Below are 18,331 nucleotides of genomic sequence, written 5' to 3' on the forward strand. Positions count from 1 at the left end.
GTGTTCTCCGTATCCTTGAACGCGCGGCGCTCAGGCGCTCGCGCCGGCCGGCGCGACCGCGCGCACGTCGAGCGCGCTCTTCGGCAGCGGCTGCCGCGCGCGCGTTTCGAGCCAGAAGCGGTACAGCGTGTTCTTCGCCGCTTCGAGGCGGTAGTCGCTGCTCGCGCGCATGTCGGTGAGCGGCGCGTAGTCAGTGCCGAGCGCGAGCATCGCGGCCTGCGCGGTCGCCTCGTGCCATTCGGCGTCGCGCAGCACGGCTTCGGCCTGGAGCGCACGCTTCGGCGTCGCGGCCATGCCGCCGAACGCGATGCGCGGCTCGCGGATCGCGTCGCCGTCGGCGATGAACGAGAACGCCGCGCAGACGGCCGAGATATCCGAATCGAAGCGCTTCGACAGCTTGTAGGTACGAAAGCGCAGGTTCGCGCGCGCACCGCCGCGCGCGGGCACCTTCAGGCCGACGACGAACTCGTGCCCGGCCATGTCCTTCTTCTGATACGCGAGGTACAGGTCTTCGAGCGGCATCTCGCGCTCGACGTCGCCGCCCCGCACGATCACGCGCGCGCCGAGCGCGATCAGCCCCGGCATCGAATCGCCGATCGGCGAGCCGTTCGCGATGTTGCCGCCGAGCGTGCCGGCGTTGCGGATCGGCAGCGACGCGAAGCGCTGCCACATTTCGGTCAGCTCCGGGTACTGCTTCGCGATCTCGGCATACGCTTTTTCGACGCTGACGCCGGCGCCGATCTCGATCCAGTCGTCATTGGTTGCGAGCTTTTGCAGCTCGGCGATCTGTCCGACGTAGACGAGGTCGCCGAGCTCGCGCATCTGCTTGGTGACCCACAGGCCGATGTCGGTGCTGCCCGCGAGCAGGCGCGCGGCCGGTTCCTGCTGTTTGATCCGCGCGAGCGCCGCGACCGTGCGCGGCGCGGCGAAGCGCCGGCCCGCGTGCTCGTACTGAAACGTGTCGCGGCGTTCGAGCGTCGCGAGCGTGTCGGCGAGCGCCTTTACGTCGACTGGCGCTCGCGGCGCGGGCGCGTCGAACATGCGCTCGGCCGCGTCGACGATCGGCCGGTAGCCGGTGCAGCGGCACAGGTTGCCGGTCAGCGCATTGCCGATCGCCTCGCGCGACGGCACCGTGCGGTTCGCGCAGCCATGCTCGTGGCCGTGCTTCTCGTAGAGCGCCCACATCGACATGATGAAGCCCGGCGTGCAGAAGCCGCACTGCGAGCCGTGGCAGTCGACCATCGCCTGCTGCACCGGATGCAGCGAGCCGTCCGGCTGGCGCAGGTCTTCGACCGTGAAGAGCGCGCGGCCGTCGAGGGTCGGCACGAACTGGATGCAGGCGTTGACCGCCTTGAACTCGACGCCGCCCGCCGGATTGCGCTCGCCGATCACGACGGTGCAGGCGCCGCAGTCGCCTTCGGCGCAGCCCTCCTTGGTGCCGGTGCAATGCGCGTCCTCGCGCAGATACTGCAGCACCGTTCGGGTGACGGGCGCGTCCTCGATTTCGCGGATCGCGTTGCGGTGATAGAAACGAATCGGCTCGGTCATGTCTCGGTGCTCTCGTCTGTTCCGTGTTCGCGCGGACACGCCGCGTCAATGGTTTGAAAGCTATCACCGTCAATAAACCTAACCCATAGCCTGAATCGCATGGGGGACATATTGTTCGCGCGATATGACCCGCCATTGATTCGTCCCATTTTTTAAGCAAACCCTGCAAGGGAATCGGTTCCATGGGAGAATCACGCCTTCCCGCCGAATTCAAGTCTCGTTTTCCCGATGTCCACCGACTCCGCGTCCGCCCGCAGCGAATTTGCGACGACCCTGCAGATCATTCCGGTCGTCTTTTTCACCTTTCTTTGCTACCTCGCGATCGGTATTCCGCTCGCGGTGCTGCCCGGTTATGTGCACGGCGACCTCGGCTACAGCGCGGTGCTGGCCGGCGCGGCGATCAGCGTGCAGTACCTCGCGACGCTCGCGTCGCGGCCGCTCGCGGGCCGCTCGGCCGATACGCTCGGGCCGAAGCGCACGGTGTCGATCGGTCTGCTCGGCTGTGGCGCGAGCGGTGTGCTGCTGTTGCTCGCCGCGCTGACCGGTCGCTGGCCGGGACTGAGCCTCGCACTGCTCGTGTGCAGCCGGCTCGTGCTCGGTTTCGGCGAGAGCCTGTGCGGCACCGGCGCGATCCTGTGGGGAATCGGCCGGGTCGGCACCTCCAACAACGCCCGCGTGATTTCGTGGAACGGCATCGCGACCTACGGCGCACTCGCGATCGGCGCACCGCTCGGCGTGATGATCTCGCGCTCGATCGGCTTTACCGCGCTCGGCATTCTGGTGATCGCGCTCGCGGGGCTCGGCTATTACCTCGCGCGTCTGATCGCGCCGGTGCCGGTCGTGCACGGCGAGCGGATGTCGTATCGCAGCGTGTTGACGCGCGTGCTGCCGCACGGTATGGGTCTCGCGCTCGGCTCGGCCGGCTTCGGTTCGATCGCGACCTTCATCACGCTGTTCTATGCGGCGAAGCACTGGCCGAATGCGGCGCTGTCGCTGACGCTGTTCGGCACGCTGTTCATCGGCGCGCGCCTGCTGTTCGCGAACACGATCAAGACCTACGGCGGCTTTCGTGTCGCAATCGCGTCGTTCTCGTTCGAATGCGCGGGTCTGTTGATGCTGTGGCTCGCGCCCGAGCCGCATATCGCGCTCGCGGGCGCCGCGCTGACCGGCTTTGGCTTCGCGCTGGTGTTTCCGGCGCTCGGCGTCGAGGCGGTCGGGCTCGTGCCGCCGGCGAGCCGCGGCGCAGCGCTGTCCGCGTACTCGGTGTTTCTCGATCTGTCGCTCGGCATTACCGGGCCGCTGGCGGGGTATATCGCCGGCGAGTTCGGTTACGGCTCGGTGTTCCTGTTTGCCGCGATCGCGGCTGCCGCGGCGGTCGTGCTGTCGACGGTGCTGTATCTGCGCAACGCGAAAGTAACCGGTCTGTCTACCGCGCAGTAAGCACTCGCAGTAAGCACTCGCAGTGAACGCGCGCAACGAACGCGCGGCGCTGACGCAAAGGCCGCGACGCGCAAAGACTTCACGACGCGCGCCGCGGCCATTCGATCCCGCTGTCCATCCTCGCGGCTAATCTCTCTCCGCCGCCATTTCCTGCTTGATCGTCGTCTGCGCGCGCACCGCGATCTGGCCGTGATTGATTCGGCTCGACACGTTGTACACGCCGATCAGCATGAACAGCTCGGTGGCGGCCACCGAGCACGCGGTGCCGACACCGCCCCAGAAGTAGATGCTGATCGGTGCCTGCACCAGATGGAACAGCGCGCCGTAGATATAGATCCGCTTCAGCAACGACTGATTGCCCGACGCGATGATCGTCAGCATCACCTGGGTCGTCGTCATGCCGACGATCGCCGGCACGAACACGAGAATGCGCAAAATGCGGAACGTCTCGCCGAACGCCTCGCCGAGAAAACGTCTGACGAACCATTCGCCGAGCACCGTAAAGCCAACCAGAATCAGCACCGCCGACGCCGCGAACGCGACCATGAAGCCGCGGTTGACCTTGTGGATATAGGCGATGTCGTTGCGCTCGTAAGCGACGCAGATCTTCGGAAAGAACGCCTGGATGGCCGGCGCCGTGCACGCGCGTAGCGCGTTGGTGAGTCGCTCGGCCGCCACGTAATAGCCGACCGCGCCCGGGCCGCTGATCATGCGCAGCATGATCACGTTCGCGTACATGTACACGGACGTCAGCGCCGAACCGAGAAAGATGTGATACGCCTCTTTCGCCTCGGCCATCACGTCGGCCCAACTGACCCGCACGGTCAGCAGGATCTCGCGCTTCCAGATCAGCGCGCCCATCAGGATCACGCCGCACACGAAGGTCGGCGCATATTGCAAAGCGGCCGCGAGCATCACGTCGTCGCGAGTCCTCACGAACAGGAACAGCGGAATCAGCAGACCCACGCGCGTCGCGAGTAGCGTGCCCGCGAGCACCGGCAGGCGCTGTGTGCCTTCGTAGAAGCAGCCGGGCGTCAGCACGCCGCCCCAGATCACGAGCGAGCCCAGCAGCGTCGCACCGCGCTCCTGCGGCGACATGTGCGCGGCGAAGGCCCAGCCGACCAGCACCAGCGAGCACAGCAACGCGAGAATCGCGCGGCCGATCGTGGTCGACCAGTAGATGCGGTTCACGACCTCCGGGTTATCGATGTGCACCGCCACCTTGCGCGCGCTCGACAGGCCGAAGCCGAAGTCGACGATGACGAGAAGAATCTGCGAAATCGATTGCGCGTAACCGATCACGCCCAACCCGGCCGGCCCAAGTACGTGCGACAGATACGGCAACGTAACGAGCGGCAGCACGTAGTTCAGTGCGTACACCGAATACAGCGCGATGATGACGTTTCTCGTCGACACAATCGTCCTGTTTGCAGTAGGCGGTTAAAACTCAGGTCGAAAAAACGGAATACGACACGAAAGAAGGTTCACTTAGTGCGATATCGATCTTGTTGTAGCGATCGTCTTCGCCATTTGCGTTCAACACCGCGCTCTTCACCGCATTGCCGATCAGATTGCTTACCACGGTCTTGTAGTTGGCGTCGGTTGCGTCGGTTGCGAACAGGATTTCGGCGAGTAGAGCATGGCCGCGTGTGGCCGCGCGCAACACCACGCGGCCCGAGGTCGAGCGCAGCACGTTGATTGCGATGCGCGTCGTCTCCTGCGACACGGTCTGGTTTCCGCAATGCAGCGCCGCCGCGACGCCGCCGCGTTCGTAGCCGACGCCGAGATTCAGCGCATGCACGAGGCTCGCGTCCTTGCCGCCCGCGATCGCGCCGCCGCCCGGATACGCCTTGGCGTAACCGACGATCGTGTCACCCGCGCGATCGCCGAAATTGCCCTGAATCGTGATGCCGTCGAGCGGTGTGCTGCCCGGCGCGGTCGAACTGCCGTACACGAACTGCGGGCCGTCGCAGCCGGCGTTCTCGTCGTCCTGGCCGGGACGGTAGCGATTGCCCACGATCGTCGCCCCCTGCTGGTAATCGATCTGGATGTGGCAACTCTGACCGGGCGGCACATCGAGGTACGACGGATGGCCGCGCGTCGAGAATTTCCAGCGGCCGATCTTGCCGTCGCCGCCGCAACCGTTGCGCGAGAAGTAATTGCCGTTCACCACCTTGCCCCAGTTGCCGCTCTTCATATAGATGCCGGCAAAGCCATTGCGATCGAACACCGCGCCGACGATCAGCGACTCCGCGCCGAGAATCACGCCGTGTCGCGCGTTCCATTCCCAGCGTCCGCCGATCACCTGCCAGAAGTTGTCGACGATATCGGCGCCGGCCGTATGGCAGAACATGCCGATGCAATTGATCAGCGAGCCGTCGGTGTGCTCGGTCGCGTAGAAGCCGCGCTCGCACATGTACGCATAGCAGCGCTCGAGCGTCGAGGTGACGCCGAGTTCGTAGCCCGCGCGCGAAAAACCGATCGCCGTGCAACGACTAGCCCCGGCCGACGTACCGAAGTGGATGCCGATCGCCGTGTTGCCGGTGTGCGCCGGATAGTTGGCGAGGTAGTAGATGACCTTGTCGTAATGCGCGGGCCGCACCTGCACATGCTCGACGAACGCCGAGTCGCCCAGCGTCAGCGCCGCCGACCTCGGGCCGCCCGAGTCCTGTCTCTCCAGCACGGTCGCCGCCATCGCGATGTCGGTGATCACCACGTATTCGCCGCCGCCGTCGCCGCGCAGTCTCGAGCCGTTCGCGGTGGTCAGGTCGCCGGTGTAACGCCAGATGCCGCGCGGTAGATACAACCCGCGCGCACCGCTCGCGAACGCTTCCCTGAGTTCAGCGCCGCAGTCGTAACCGGACGCGCCGCGCTGGATCGCCGCCAGCCGGTGCGGATCGACGAAGCGCGCGACGCTGACCTCGAGTCCCGCGACGATATCGCTGAGCGTCTTCAGATAGCTCGGCGCAACCGGTTCCGATGCGGCACGCTCGGGCACGGACGCGGCGACGCGCAGGATGCCGCCGGCGCCGTCGTCCGCGCCGTTACCCCTACTCGCGAACGCGCCGCGCTCGCGCGGCGCGTGCCCCGTCGCGCGCGCGATGCCGAAATCGGCTGTGCTTGCACTGGCCCCGGCCAGGCCGCCGAGCAGGAACGTCTTGAGCGCCTGTCGCCGGGTTTTCATCTAGCCTTCCCCCATTGCGTTACTCCGTTCTTTTTTCACGTCGAGACATCGACAGGCATCAGTCCACCGTGATGCTTTGCCCCTGCTCGGCGGCCGCCGGACGCGCGCTCACGGTCATGGGGACCGGCACCGCACGCGCCTTCGCGCTGCGACTCAGGCCCTGCACGCCTGGCGGTCTGAACAGCGGCACACGATACTTGCGGCTGAAACGCCACAAGCTGTTCATATGCCGGCGCCCCGCCTTGCTCAGGAAGCCCGCTGCCGACGCACGCTGATGCTCGTGCGTGAGTCGCGCGCCCGGCGCGCACAGCACGCGGTAGCCCGCCTGCCAGATGCGCGCGCAAAAATCGACGTCCTCCATATAGAGAAAGAAGTGCTCGTCCATGCCGCCGAGTTCGCCGAATAGCGCGCGCCGCACGATAAAGCCCGTGCCCAGCACCCAGTCGGCCTCGAACGGCGTGCCCGCGGCCCACGCTTCGCGCATCATGTGGTTGTCGATGCGGCGCTTGAACGCGCCGAGCCGCCCGAGCGGCGAACGCCGGCCGAGTATGTCGAGCACCGAATAAAAGCGCCGCGCGGAAAACTGCCGCTCGCCATCCGGATAGACCAGATCGAGACCGACGAGGCCGACATCCTTCTCCGTTCTGAACAACTGCACCGCGTTTTCGAGCGATGTATCGACGAAATAGGTGTCCGGGTTCAGCACGAGCACGAGTTCGCGCAGACAACCGACCATGCCGAAATTGACGCCGGCTCCGAAGCCGCGATTGATCGACGTTTTGACGAGCCTCACTCCCGTCGGAAGCGTCTCCCTCAGATAGGAAAACGAATTGTCGGGTGAAGCGTTGTCCACCACGACGATGTCCTCCTTATCCGCAATCGAAAGTTCTAGTACGGAGCGCACGCAATTTCCGACCAGTTTTGGCGTGTTGTAATTGACGATCACCACGCTAAACATTCCCTTCAGGTTCATCCCCACCTCCTGCTTTACATCTGGTGTTCGTGGAATTACCCCCAAACACGGCTTTCTGGTTCTTGCACCTTGCTTCGCGCTGTTCGCGCGCACTACCGACTACCCACTTGCTCGTCCGCGCGATGCAGACGATCTGGAACGCACTGCCTTGTGGTTCGCTACGTGCTGTTTGCACGCGGTCCGCCCACGTAATCGAACACTGGCAATGTCATCAGGATGAAGACAAACGGAATCACTTCGATCGATTGATAGAAGAGCGTCTGAAATAAAGCCGCCCACATGCACAACGAAATCCGGCTCGCGCTGCTCGCGAGTTTCGTCACCGATATCAGCACGCCGTAATAGAAGATCGCGCCCATCAGGCCGATATTCAGAATCTGCTGCAGCACGCTCGATTCGACGACGCCGAACTCCTGTTTCACCGGCTCGGGTGCCGAGTTCGTGACGAGCCCAAAGTACGTGCCGGCGATCACGTTGACCGGCAATACGAGCGACTTGGCCTTTTCCCATGCTTCGGTGCGGCCGTCGTTGCCGTCCGATTGCAGATCGGTCGCGCCTATGATCCGTTCGGTGCCGACGTTGACGACACTATCGTTCTGACTGCTCACCGCGACGCCGAAGATCATGATCGCCATCGTCGCGAACACGGTGGCAACGATCAGTTTCGCGTTTCTCGTGATGAACTGGATCGGCGCCTGCAGGAACGCGAGCCCAAACGTGCCGAGAATGATCAGCATGCCGCTGCGCGACAGCGCCGAGAAAATCGCGAAGCTGAGCACCGCGCACGCGAGGCCCGACAGCACGTTCTTGCGCACCAGATAGTCGACGCCGCACAGCGACGCGGCAATCGCGACGAACAGCGGGTAGTGCAGATAGCTGCCGGTCAGCGACGGCGCGCGCAGATTGTCGAAGCCGTACGTCGCGCCGGGCAGATCGATCGGGAAGACGTTCTGCTGCTGCGCGAGCGCGACACCCGCCTCGATCAGCGCGATCAGCACGAGCCCCGCATAGGCGACGCGCGGCTGCACGAAGCGCCTCTGATAGTTCGAGATCGCGTAGAAGTAGATGAACAGCGTGAAGATGAAGACGAACAGATAGGACGGCCCGAACTCCCCGGTGAGCGCGAGCGTCGCGACGATCGACAGCCCGGTCGAGAACAGCATGCCCACGAGGAAGCCGAACGACAGGCGTCCTTCGTCGCGGAAGTAAGCGGCGATCGCCGTCGGCGAGATGTACCACACGAGCAGCCCGACGATACCGCCGACCTGGATCAGATAGGCGGCGTCCTTGCCGATCAGATACTCGAGCACGCCGCGCGAGGCACACAGCACGACGGCCAGCAGATAGGCGATGGTTGCGATCATGGCGTCAGGCCTGATACGCCACGGAGGCGTTGACGTTGACCGGATCACCGCGGTAGATGCGCTCGATCACGTCCTGGAACTCATCGATTTCGCAGACGTTGAGCAAGGTGCCGTCGTGCTCGACGCCTTCCGCGCCGAGCGGCGTCGAGACGACCGGCAGTTTCGCCGCGAGCATTTCGAGCGTCTTCAGCTTGACGCCGGCGCCCGACAGCAGCGGCACCACGCCGATATCGGCGGACTCGAAGTACTTGCCCGGATTTTCGACGAAGCCGGTCACGCAAATATCGTCGCCGTTCAGGCGCTTTACGCGGTCGCTCGGATCGGAGCCGACCACGAACAGCTTCAGTTGCAGGCCGCGCCGGCGCAGCGGCAGAAAAATCGTGTCGACGAAATTGAGCAGCGCCTCTTCGTTCTCACGGCGTTGCATCGCCCCCCAGAACAGGATGTTGCCTTTCTCGACCGTGTCTTTCGAGCGCCGCACTTCCTTCAGAAACGCCGGCAGTGAGATCGGCACGACCTGCAACGTGCCGACCCCGGGGTACAGGCCGTTGATCAGCTGCGCGTCCTTGCTGGACAGCACGAGCACCTTGTCGGCCAGCTTCAGCAGACGCTGCTCGAGCATGAAGGTCTGCCGGGTGAACAGCCATCCTTCGATGGACTTGACGCGCAATATGACCTGGATCTGCAAGTCATGCGCGCACATCACGATCTTCACGCGGTCGTGGAAACGCTCGCGCAGATTCTGGGCATACGCAAAGCATTGCGAGAACTCGAGCCGCACGGTGTCGTATCGGTTCCTGTCGACGAGCTCGCAGAGGAACTTGCCGATCGCGGGCTTATAGCGCGAGAACAGGCGCGGTGAAAAAGTCAGCGGATTCGCGAGGAACGACGGAATCAGGTCGAACCGGCTCACGTACTGGATGTACACGTTGCGCACGTTCGCGCGAAACTCGATGGCTTGTTCGTCGACCGGCACGCGCGACACGATCAGCACGTCGAGCTCAGATTCCGCGCTCAGTTTGATCAGGTAGTCGTAGGCCAAACGGTGGCCAGCTTGCGGCGCGTTTTTCTGAGGCAGAAAAGGCGTGACAAATAGCTGTTTCATCCGGGTAGTCCCTTGCCTGTACGGTATGCGCTCGGCAGGCGCGGCCGTAAGATCCCTTCGCATTGCCATGTTGCTGTTCTGATCGGTCCAGTCGGGCGCGACGCCCCGCACCGCGGGCGCGTCGCGAACCAGGCGCCCGGGCTTATCTGTCGTACGGTTTGTAGATGTAGGCCGCGTAGCGATAGCGTCCGTAGCCGTAGCTGTAGCGTCCCGGCCGCATCCGCAGTCCGTTCATGATCACGCCGCGCACCGGCAGGCCGACCTTCTGCATCTGGCGGACCGACTCACGCAGCTCGCCGATGCCCGTGACACCCTGACGCGCGACGAAGAACGTCGTACCTGCCACGCAGGCGAGCCGGACCGCATCCGCGGCGAGCAGCACCGGCGGTCCGTCGAGCAGCACGACGTCGTAGCCGGTCGCGACCTGGCGCAGCACCGCTTCGAGCCGTGTGTTCGACAGCACGTCGCTCGGGCTCGCAACCTGGCGGCCGCTCGCGATGAAGTCGACACCCTGGAAACGGGTCGCGCGAATCAGCTCTTCGGGACGGTACGCGCCCTGGATCAGATCGGTGAGGCCAGGACCGCGATCGCCGCCGAGATGCCGATGCAGGAAGCCGCGACGCAGGTCGCCGTCGATCAGCAGGACGCGCTTGCCGGTCGCACCGATTACCGCGGCGAGATTGAGCGACACGAACGACTTGCCGATGCCCGGCGTCGGGCCCGTGATCAGCACGATATGGTTGCGCGCCTTGGTCATCGTGAATTCGAGCGCGGTGCGAAAGCCACGCAGACTTTCGATGGCCGGATCGATCACCGCTTCGCCCGCAAGCACGAGCGCCTTCGATTCCGGACGGCGACGGCTGTGCGCGAACCGCTCTTCCTGACGGCTGAACGGCACGCTCGCGTAGACCGGCAAACCGGTGCGCAGCTCGACTTCGTACGGATCGTCGATCGCGTCGAACAGACGCTGACGCACGAGCGCGATCACCGCGCCGACGAACACGCCCAGCATCAGCGCGCCGATGATGATCAGCAGCGGCTTGGGCCGCACCGGCGTATCGGGCGCGACGGCGCCGTCGACGATGCGCACGTTGCCGGACTTACCCGCCTTGATCAGCTTCAGCTGTTCGAGCGTATTGCGCAGCGACGTATCGAGCTCGGTGCCGACCTGCACGTCGCGCTGCAGGCGCAGCACGTTCTGCTCGAGCGGCGGCAGCGATTGCGTCCGGCTCGCGAGATCTTTCGCTTCCTGTTGCGCCGCATGCAACTGCGCGTTGACCGACTGCACGGCCGGATGCTGGTCGGTGAAGCGCGTCAGCAGTTCATTGCGCTTCTGTTGAAGTTCCGCGAGCCGCGTCTGCGCCTGAACCGACAGTTGCAGCAGGTTGGTCGCTTCCTCGCCGAGATCGACGGTGCCATGCTTCGCGCGGAAGTCGTTGAAGCGCGTTTCCGAAGCGGAAAGCTGCTGGCGCATTTCCGGAAGCTGTATTTCGAGGAAACGGATCGAACGCTCCGCTTCCTCGGATTTGCGCTTCAGGTTCTGGCTCACGTATTCGCCAGCGATGGTCGCGAGAATCGCGCTGATCTTCTTCGGATCGCTACCTTCGAGCGACACGCCGAGGATGTCCGATTCCTTGCCTTTTTCCGAGATCGTCAGTTCCTTGCGCAGCTTTTCGGTCGTCGTCAGCGCGGACTGGCGCCGCACTTCGAAGGTTGCGCCGGGATTCGCCTCGATCCGGTCGACGACGAGCGTGAGCGGCCCGTAGTTGGTCGTCGCGCTCAGCGGTTGGCCGACCGTGCCTTCGAGCTTCAGCTTGCCGTATTGCAACTCGTAGCTCGATCCCTCGCCCATCTTCAGCACGAACGGACGGTCGAATAGCTCTTCGGGGACGTCGAATTTCGACACCGTGATGCGCTCGTTGCCGTACACGTAGCCGTGCGGTCCCGGCGTCGAGAGGTGATCGGAATGACGGGCGAGCCAGCGGCCGAACAGCGGGAAGTAGCGCGGCGCCGCTTCGATGTCGAGATTGAGCTTGTCGACCGCGCGGCCCACCACCATGCGCGAGCCGATCACCTGTGCCTCGCCTGACGTCGCGGTCTTCACGTCGAACATCGCGGACACGTCGCCGATCACGCTCCTGGACGAGGTACCCGCGTTCTCCTCGACCTGCACCAGAATGTCCGCGCGATACACGGGTTGGGAGAACACCGAATAGGCGATGCCGAGCGCGACCGCGATGGCCGTCGTGATGGCAATCAGCTTGCGATTGTCGTACAGCGCATCCAGATAATTCGCGAAGCCTGCCGGCGCATGTTCGCTGTTGTTGTTCCGGCTATCGAATGGTGCACTGCTTTGGTTCATGCGAGTTCTCCCAAAGTCTCGACGGTTTGCCACTTGTTCTTGGCGCCGGGACCGGCACGTCGCCGCATCCAGTCACGCCTGTGTCCAGCGAGCTGACCGCCTCGATCGGACGGGGGTAGCTGATTTACGCCACATCGGCTACCTTTGTGTGTAACAGCGCCTATGCGAGGTCGGCTCTTTTCCCTAACATCGCACCACATGCTTTCTTACGGATCCCGAAATGAAAAAACTTCTTGCCGCCGTAATGCCCGTATTGCTGAGCGCCCAGGTGGGTTACGCCCAGAGCATCGTGTCCGCCGCCTCTTCGTCTTATGCGCCGAGTTATGTCGCCAAACACTCGCAACTCGACGCGATGACGCCTCATGCGGCCAGTTCCACCACGCTCTACGGCTCCTCGTCGGATTTCGCGTACGCCAAAAGGAACCGCTATGTCGCGCCCAACGTGTACACCCAAACCAAAAACAGCCTTCCGAAGCAGAAACGTACAAGCGTTGCACAGCCTGTCCGCGGCAAGAACTCAGCGGACCCCTACGGCAGCGATTTGTGGAATTCAGACCAGACCTACGCGTCTCCCGAGACCGCCGATCCGTACAGCGTGCGCTGAGCTGTAGCGCATCACCGTCTGGACCCCCCGTATCGCCGATGTGGCCGCTTGCGGCCACATTCCTGTTTGGTTTGAACTGACTGCCGGGCCCGGTCGCGAAGATTCCCCGATTAGCCGCGTCTCGTCCGCCGTTTTTCCACGCAAACGCTCACGACATGCACATGCTTTTGTTCTGATGAGTCTGGCTTTTTCGCCGACCCATTGAGCCGGTCATCGCCAACTCCGCGCCGTCACCGCGGCTTCGTTTACTCTGTCGAGCCACGCGCTTCAGCGCTCGATAAAATGCCTTTCCTTGGCGATCATAATATTCAGAGAGCCCGTCCTTACAACGTTCGGCAGCGCACACAAAAGCCGATTGCTACAGGATTGCTTCAGACAAATCACGCGATAAAAAACACGTGTTTAAAGCGACGATAACGGCACGGATATACACGCCGTTTGCCACAATCAGCGCCGACTATTTTCAGGGCGCCGGACGCGGATTATCCGCATAGCGCGCGCGACGGCGCGACGGCGCGACGTGCGTCGAACTTTCGCCGATGTGCATGATTTCAGCCAGACGCCGCGCGTAATGCTCGGGCAGATATTCTTCGACGTCGTACTTTCTGTGCTCATCGGCCAGATGAATGGCGAGTTCGCCGAGCGCCTGTTTCAGACTGCCCGGATCGAACCTGAACTTGATCTTGTTGCCGACCGATTCCGCGGTCACCGCCATGCTGCCGCCATCGCGAACCAGCACCGGCAGACCGAGCATCGCCGCCTCGATCACGACAAGCGGCGCGTTCTCCGCGCCCACCGACGGCACGACCACCGCATCGGCGAACTCGCGCACGGCGGGAAACAACTGCTGCTGCGGCATCGTGCCGAACAGGATCAGCTTGCGCTGTGCGATCAGCGACGCGTAGCGCTGCTCGATCGCCGCGCGGTCCGGGCCGTCGCCGTACACGCCGATGCAATTGATGCGCTCGAAGCCCGTCGCCTCGCAGAGCGTCAGAAATTGCAGCAGGCCTTTCTCCGGCGAGATCCGTCCGACGAACGCGATGTTGAAGCGCTCCTTGTCACGCACCGTGACGATTGGCATCGCGCTCGGCACCGCCGACGGATTGTGCACGATGACCGTATTCTCGATGCCGACGCGATGCAGCGCCTGCTGCATGAACAGGCTCGGGCACAAGATCCTGTCGAACACGCGCGCGGGCTGATAGGCCGCGCGCACCGCGTGCCACCACGCCTTCGTCATCAGATCGTGCACGAGGCCCTTCGGCGTCGGCCGCAACGTGAAGACCGCGCGCGTGCGCAGCACGTCGAGCGGCAGAATGATCGGACGCTTATCCTTGTCGAAGTACTGCAGCGACGGGTTGTAGTAGACGAGGTGATAGTCGTGGCAGGTGTGATACGCGCGATAACCGAACTGACGCTCGTGCCGCGCGATCACGCTGAGAATCGAAGGCGACAGCACGTTGTGGTAGTTGTGCACCATCAGCCGATGCGGCCGGAAACGATGCAGCGCCTTTTCGAGCGCGCGCGCGGCGGTCGTGTTCCAGGAGCGCGACAGCATCGTCGAGCGCGCGGAAAACTGGCTATCGTCGAAACGCTCGACCTCGACGCCGGGCAGCGTGCCCAACAGCTCGGCCGATTGTTGATAGACCACTTCCGCGCCGCCCATGTGCGCGTAATCGTTGATCACCAGTACCCTGCAGCGCTGCATGTCCCCTCCTGTCGTATGCCCCTCGTGCCGTCTCGCGAAAAACCCGGACGGCGTTGCCCGGACGAATCGCTTCGTCCAGACGCTCCCTCTGTTCAAAACTGCGGAAACTTGCCGCGCCAGCCTCCACCCTCGCGCAGATAGCGCAGAAACAGCGCAATGCCGCTCAATTGCGCCGCGAAGCGCAGCGTCGATGCCGCATCGTCGATGATGATCGTGCGCAGCCGGTACGGATCGGTGTGCTGATCGTTCCAGCCGATGTCGCAGGTGCGCGCGGTTTTGAAGCCGGCGGCCCGCACGAACGCCACTTCGCGTTCGCCGTAATTGCCGTTCGGATACGCGAAGTGCTCGCACGGTTGTTGCAGCAGCGCCGCGATCTCATGGCGGCTATCGCGGATTTCGGCCTCGCTTTCAGCGTCGCTGCAATGCGTGAGGATCGGATGGAAGCGCGTATGCGCCTGGAAGTCGATGTGCTCGCGCATCGCCTGCATCGCTTCGATCGACAGGCCGGTCGGCCGGTCATCGCCGTCCTGCTGGTAGCCTTGGGCCGCCAGCGCGGCGAGGCGCTCGTCGTTCGTCATCCGCTTCAGACGTTCATGGCCGACGCGCAGCGAGCCCGGATGCAGCCACCAGTGACTGCGCGGCTGTCCGACGATGCGGCTGCACAGGAAGATCGTCGGGCGCACGTTGTGCTTGATGAACACCGGCAACAGCTTCGCGTTGCCCGCGTGGCCGTCGTCGAGCGTGATCGCCACGCGTGGCCGGCCGCGGCCGGGCGCGCTGACGTCGGTCAACGGCACGAACTCGCACAGCTTGCCGAGATAAGTCAGGTGACGGTCGAGCGTGTCCGGATCGGGATCGTGATAAAGCAGCACGGCCACGCGATCGCGCCACAGCACCTTGCGCGTGAACCACGCGAGACCCGAAATCAGGACGAAGCCCGCGAGCATCTCCTTCACGAGCATCTTGTAGCGCTTCATGCGGCGCCCGCGGTAGCTGTCGGACAAGTGCGAGCGCGCAGGCGCGCCCGTTGCCTGGGTTTTATTCACCTGAGCGCTCCGCCATGGGTGCATGGGCGACGGGCCACGTGCGTTGCCGTGCACCCGCTTTCAACGAACCGATAATGTGCCGCGCCACGGTCGGCGACGCGTGCTTGGTTCCATAGACGAAGCGCATCACGGGCCCGAAGCTGTGCGCGCACGCGGGTCCGATCACATAGAGGCCGCGCACGCGCGTTTCGTAGTGCGACGTCAGGTCGGGCATGCCGCCCTGATTCGAAATCGCGTCGGCCAGATCTTTGGACAGGAACGCGTGCTGCCGCATGTCGGTTTTGAAACCGGTCGCGGCGATCACGTGATCGGCGCTCACCCGCGCTTGCTTGCCATCGCTCAGCACGTTCAGTACGACGCGGTCGTTTTCGATCGCCGCGGAGCGCACCACGGTGCGATGCGAGATCTGCACCTTGCCGACCACGCGATCGTGCAGCCACCACGCGCCGGACGCGCCGTACGTGTGCTCCATGATCTGCTTGCGGCGTCGCGGGTCGAGCATGTGGAACACGCCGGGAAACTCGGACAGGAACAGCGAGCGCCAGCCGCGCCCCAGTCCCGCGTCGGGCCCCTTGATGCGCGACAGGATGTTGCGGCCGCCCTGCGGCCGCTCGTGCCACACCACGCTGCTCTCGCGCATCAGCACGTGCGCGCGCGCGCCGAGTTCGTTGAGCAGCGCGGACAGCCCGAGCGCCGACTGCCCGCCGCCGACGATCGCAATGTCCTTGCCGCGCGCCCACTCGAGGTTCCCATACAGCTCCGAATGCGACGCATATTGCGCCGGCAAGTCCCGCAGCGCCGGCGGGGTTTGCGCGAAGGCCTTCAGGCCGAGCGCGATCACGACTCTGCGCGCGGCAAGCGAGCGGCCGTCGCTGAGCGACAGCTGGAACTGATCGCCGACGCGGCGCAATGCGAGCACGTCGACCGGCTGGATTTCGCCGACCAGATTCGCCTGGAACCACAGCCCGTACTCGACGAAGGTTTCGAGCGTCAGCGCCATGCCGAGCGGTTGGTAAGGCAGCCCTGTCAGGCGGCAGTAGTCTTCGACGGTAAAGCCGCTACGCGGCGCGTGCAGGCTCGACGCGAAAGCCTCGGAGCGCAGCAGCATGCCGGGCGGCATGTAGTTGCGCCACGCTCCCATCGGTTCCCCGAGGATCTGGTGATCCACGCCGGCGGCCTTCAGATGCGCGGCAAGAGATGACCCGTAGGGCCCCGCGCCAATGATGATGGTATCGGTCAAAGACATGCTGGTCTCCAGGGGAACGGCTTTCGTTGCCAGCGTCAGGCTTTGGCCTGACGCGACTCGGGCGCCCTGATCGCTTTTTTCCAGCTGCGCTTCATGCGTCGCAGCGGATTCATCACGACATAGTGCTGCAACGCCGGGAGCGGATCGTTCCAGCGGAAATAGCCATCGAAAATTTTCGTGCGCTCGCTCAGCAATTCGGGCGGCGGCCGGTCGGAAAACGTCGCGCGCCACGCGACCGGTTGCCGGCTCAGGCGCTCGACGGGCAATGGCAGGCCGAGTTCATGGCGGTACGCGGCAAGCGGAATGTTGACGCCGCACAGCGTCGCGATTTCCTCCTGCCAGTCCGTGCGGCCGACCGTGGGCTCGACCATCACGAACTCGTTGTAGTTGTCGTCCCACTTGTACTCGATGCTGCCCATGCCGTCGAAACCGGCCAGCTCGGCGAAGCGCCGCGTCAGCGGTTCGAGCGTCCCGCGCGCTTCGGGCGCGGCCACGCAGATCGCGGTATTGCCGACACCCGGCGGCGAGCTCAACACCTTGCGGCCGGTGAACATGCTGACCATGTTGCCGTCGGCGCCGCGATAGAACAGCGTGAAGTGGATGTTGCTGTCAGGCCCCTCGATCCACTCCTGCGCGATGATGCCGCCCGGCGTCGCGAGCATCGCGATAGCGCGATCGCGTGCATGCTGCAGCGTGTCGACGCGCACCGCGCGTTCTTTCTCGCCGCGCAGCACGTTGCGCTTGTCGTCCGGTTTCAGCACGCACGGGTGGCGCAACTCGGCCAGCCTTTCCATGTCGGCAAGCTTGTCGAGCACGACCGAGCGCGGCACCGGAAAGCCATGCCGCTGCGCGAATTCGTGAAAGCGCGCCTTGCTCGACAACATCTTGACGGTGTCGTCGGCCGGCAAGCGGAACCGATACCAGTGCGACAAAGCCGCCCGATTTTCCGACACCGCATGCACCGCGTCTTCGTCGGTCAGAATCAGAACTGGCAGACGATCGAACCGCTTGCCGAGTTCGATCATTTCATCAACGAATATTTTCCCGACAAAACTCTTTACCTGATGCGCATGAACGTGTCGGCACCACGTCGCCGCGCGGGTCCTCGTATCGACTGCGATAACCGGAACGCGGGCCTGCGCGAGCGACCGCGCCACCCCCAGTCCGTTCAACTCTGCTCCAACGATAACCCCTGCCGATTGACCTGAGTCGTATGCGCTCGACATAGTGTTGATATCCTTGCTTCGTACGTGCGCGGACCCTCGAAGACAGGCTTCGAGACTCCACGCGATCGAATTATCGAATCGGATAGAAATCCTTTTTTGTCGCCTCGCGGGGGCGCTTTGGCGTTAAAGCTTGGTTCCGGCGGCATGCATGCATGAGCGCGGCAGGCACGTCCTGGCACGCGCCGTGTGTCGAATCATGGTCTTGCGATTTACCGCAGCATGAGCATTGCGCTGCTCTTGCCTTGACCTACTTTACGTTTCGGCCTGATCCCGATACGTGCGCCGGCGCACAGAGAACAATAGAAAGTAAGAAAGGAAGAAAACCCTTTAGAAAGGCGCAGAGCCTTATTCCGTAAGGGTTTCGGAGATTTCTCCATTGTTATGTAAAAAGGTTGCGAAGCATTAATTTATTGCAACGCAATAATGGCGGCGCGTTCTCAAATCTGAAGTGCAACACCCTGACTCGTATAAGGTGTTGCCATGGAAAAACAATATCAACAGCTACAACCTGAGGAGCGGCTGACG

At 63.7% G+C, this 18,331-nt stretch carries 13 protein-coding genes; 2 read left to right on the forward strand and 11 right to left on the reverse strand.

The genetic code is table 11. The annotated features are described in order from the left end of the window. Window positions 1-30: 30 nt before the first annotated feature. Window positions 31-1,548, reverse strand: a complete 1,518-nt coding sequence (gene xdhA, locus HDG32_RS34760; RefSeq protein ID WP_184074239.1) for a xanthine dehydrogenase small subunit — start codon at window positions 1,546-1,548, stop codon at window positions 31-33. Window positions 1,549-1,776: 228 nt separating this feature from the next. Here xdhA and HDG32_RS34765 point away from each other — a divergent pair, with 228 nt between their 5' ends. After that, the gene (locus HDG32_RS34765) at window positions 1,777-2,988 is read left to right on the forward strand and encodes an MFS transporter (RefSeq protein ID WP_184034274.1); all 1,212 of its coding nucleotides are present in this window, start codon (window positions 1,777-1,779) and stop codon (window positions 2,986-2,988) included. Window positions 2,989-3,114: 126 nt separating this feature from the next. Here HDG32_RS34765 and HDG32_RS34770 read toward each other — a convergent pair whose 3' ends face one another. From HDG32_RS34770 to HDG32_RS34795, 6 genes are all read right to left on the reverse strand, one after another. Further along, entirely contained in the window at window positions 3,115-4,404 is a 1,290-nt protein-coding gene (locus HDG32_RS34770; protein WP_184074240.1) for an oligosaccharide flippase family protein, read from the reverse strand. A gap of 31 nt (window positions 4,405-4,435) precedes the next feature. Next, window positions 4,436-6,172, reverse strand: a complete 1,737-nt coding sequence (locus tag HDG32_RS34775; protein WP_184074241.1) for a hypothetical protein — start codon at window positions 6,170-6,172, stop codon at window positions 4,436-4,438. A 58-nt stretch (window positions 6,173-6,230) separates the two neighbouring features. Beyond that, window positions 6,231-7,145: a glycosyltransferase family 2 protein gene (locus tag HDG32_RS34780; RefSeq protein WP_184074242.1), complete on the reverse strand. Its 915-nt coding sequence runs from the start codon at window positions 7,143-7,145 to the stop codon at window positions 6,231-6,233. A 158-nt stretch (window positions 7,146-7,303) separates the two neighbouring features. Next, window positions 7,304-8,509, reverse strand: coding sequence for a hypothetical protein (locus HDG32_RS34785; protein ID WP_184034284.1), 1,206 nt, complete (start codon window positions 8,507-8,509; stop codon window positions 7,304-7,306). Between the two features lie 4 nt (window positions 8,510-8,513). Beyond that, window positions 8,514-9,614 (reverse strand): glycosyltransferase, encoded by a 1,101-nt coding sequence (locus HDG32_RS34790; protein WP_184074243.1) that lies wholly within the window; start codon window positions 9,612-9,614, stop codon window positions 8,514-8,516. A 142-nt stretch (window positions 9,615-9,756) separates the two neighbouring features. After that, the gene (locus HDG32_RS34795; RefSeq protein WP_184074244.1) at window positions 9,757-11,976 is read right to left on the reverse strand and encodes a GNVR domain-containing protein; all 2,220 of its coding nucleotides are present in this window, start codon (window positions 11,974-11,976) and stop codon (window positions 9,757-9,759) included. A 220-nt stretch (window positions 11,977-12,196) separates the two neighbouring features. On the opposite strand from HDG32_RS34795, the gene HDG32_RS34800 reads away from it, so the two are divergent. Then, window positions 12,197-12,580 carry a hypothetical protein gene (locus tag HDG32_RS34800; protein ID WP_184074245.1) on the forward strand — a complete coding sequence of 128 codons (384 nt, stop codon included), beginning with the start codon at window positions 12,197-12,199 and terminating at the stop codon, window positions 12,578-12,580. Between the two features lie 463 nt (window positions 12,581-13,043). On the opposite strand, the gene HDG32_RS34805 is transcribed toward HDG32_RS34800, so the two are convergent. The 4 genes from HDG32_RS34805 to HDG32_RS34820 form a co-directional block, all read right to left on the reverse strand. After that, window positions 13,044-14,288 carry a glycosyltransferase gene (locus HDG32_RS34805; RefSeq protein ID WP_184074247.1) on the reverse strand — a complete coding sequence of 415 codons (1,245 nt, stop codon included), beginning with the start codon at window positions 14,286-14,288 and terminating at the stop codon, window positions 13,044-13,046. A gap of 92 nt (window positions 14,289-14,380) precedes the next feature. Continuing rightward, window positions 14,381-15,265 (reverse strand): polysaccharide deacetylase family protein, encoded by an 885-nt coding sequence (locus tag HDG32_RS34810; protein WP_184074255.1) that lies wholly within the window; start codon window positions 15,263-15,265, stop codon window positions 14,381-14,383. Between the two features lie 61 nt (window positions 15,266-15,326). Further along, window positions 15,327-16,580: an FAD-dependent oxidoreductase gene (locus HDG32_RS34815; protein ID WP_184074249.1), complete on the reverse strand. Its 1,254-nt coding sequence runs from the start codon at window positions 16,578-16,580 to the stop codon at window positions 15,327-15,329. 35 nt (window positions 16,581-16,615) lie between these two features. Continuing rightward, the gene (locus tag HDG32_RS34820; RefSeq protein ID WP_260336709.1) at window positions 16,616-17,605 is read right to left on the reverse strand and encodes a carboxylate--amine ligase; all 990 of its coding nucleotides are present in this window, start codon (window positions 17,603-17,605) and stop codon (window positions 16,616-16,618) included. Window positions 17,606-18,331 lie beyond the last annotated feature (726 nt).

Origin of the sequence: Paraburkholderia sp. CI2 (assembly GCF_014201055.1) — a bacterium.
GTDB lineage: Bacteria > Pseudomonadota > Gammaproteobacteria > Burkholderiales > Burkholderiaceae > Paraburkholderia > Paraburkholderia tuberum.

Coding starts and splice junctions, on each gene's coding strand:
- xdhA (WP_184074239.1), bottom strand. CDS start 1,548: ATGACCGAGCCGATTCGTTTCTATCACCGCAACGCGATCCGCGAAATC.
- HDG32_RS34765 (WP_184034274.1), top strand. CDS start 1,777: ATGTCCACCGACTCCGCGTCCGCCCGCAGCGAATTTGCGACGACCCTG.
- HDG32_RS34775 (WP_184074241.1), bottom strand. CDS start 6,172: ATGAAAACCCGGCGACAGGCGCTCAAGACGTTCCTGCTCGGCGGCCTG.
- HDG32_RS34780 (WP_184074242.1), bottom strand. CDS start 7,145: ATGAACCTGAAGGGAATGTTTAGCGTGGTGATCGTCAATTACAACACG.
- HDG32_RS34785 (WP_184034284.1), bottom strand. CDS start 8,509: ATGATCGCAACCATCGCCTATCTGCTGGCCGTCGTGCTGTGTGCCTCG.
- HDG32_RS34790 (WP_184074243.1), bottom strand. CDS start 9,614: ATGAAACAGCTATTTGTCACGCCTTTTCTGCCTCAGAAAAACGCGCCG.
- HDG32_RS34795 (WP_184074244.1), bottom strand. CDS start 11,976: ATGAACCAAAGCAGTGCACCATTCGATAGCCGGAACAACAACAGCGAA.
- HDG32_RS34800 (WP_184074245.1), top strand. CDS start 12,197: ATGAAAAAACTTCTTGCCGCCGTAATGCCCGTATTGCTGAGCGCCCAG.
- HDG32_RS34805 (WP_184074247.1), bottom strand. CDS start 14,288: ATGCAGCGCTGCAGGGTACTGGTGATCAACGATTACGCGCACATGGGC.
- HDG32_RS34810 (WP_184074255.1), bottom strand. CDS start 15,265: ATGAAGCGCTACAAGATGCTCGTGAAGGAGATGCTCGCGGGCTTCGTC.
- HDG32_RS34815 (WP_184074249.1), bottom strand. CDS start 16,580: ATGTCTTTGACCGATACCATCATCATTGGCGCGGGGCCCTACGGGTCA.
- HDG32_RS34820 (WP_260336709.1), bottom strand. CDS start 17,605: ATGATCGAACTCGGCAAGCGGTTCGATCGTCTGCCAGTTCTGATTCTG.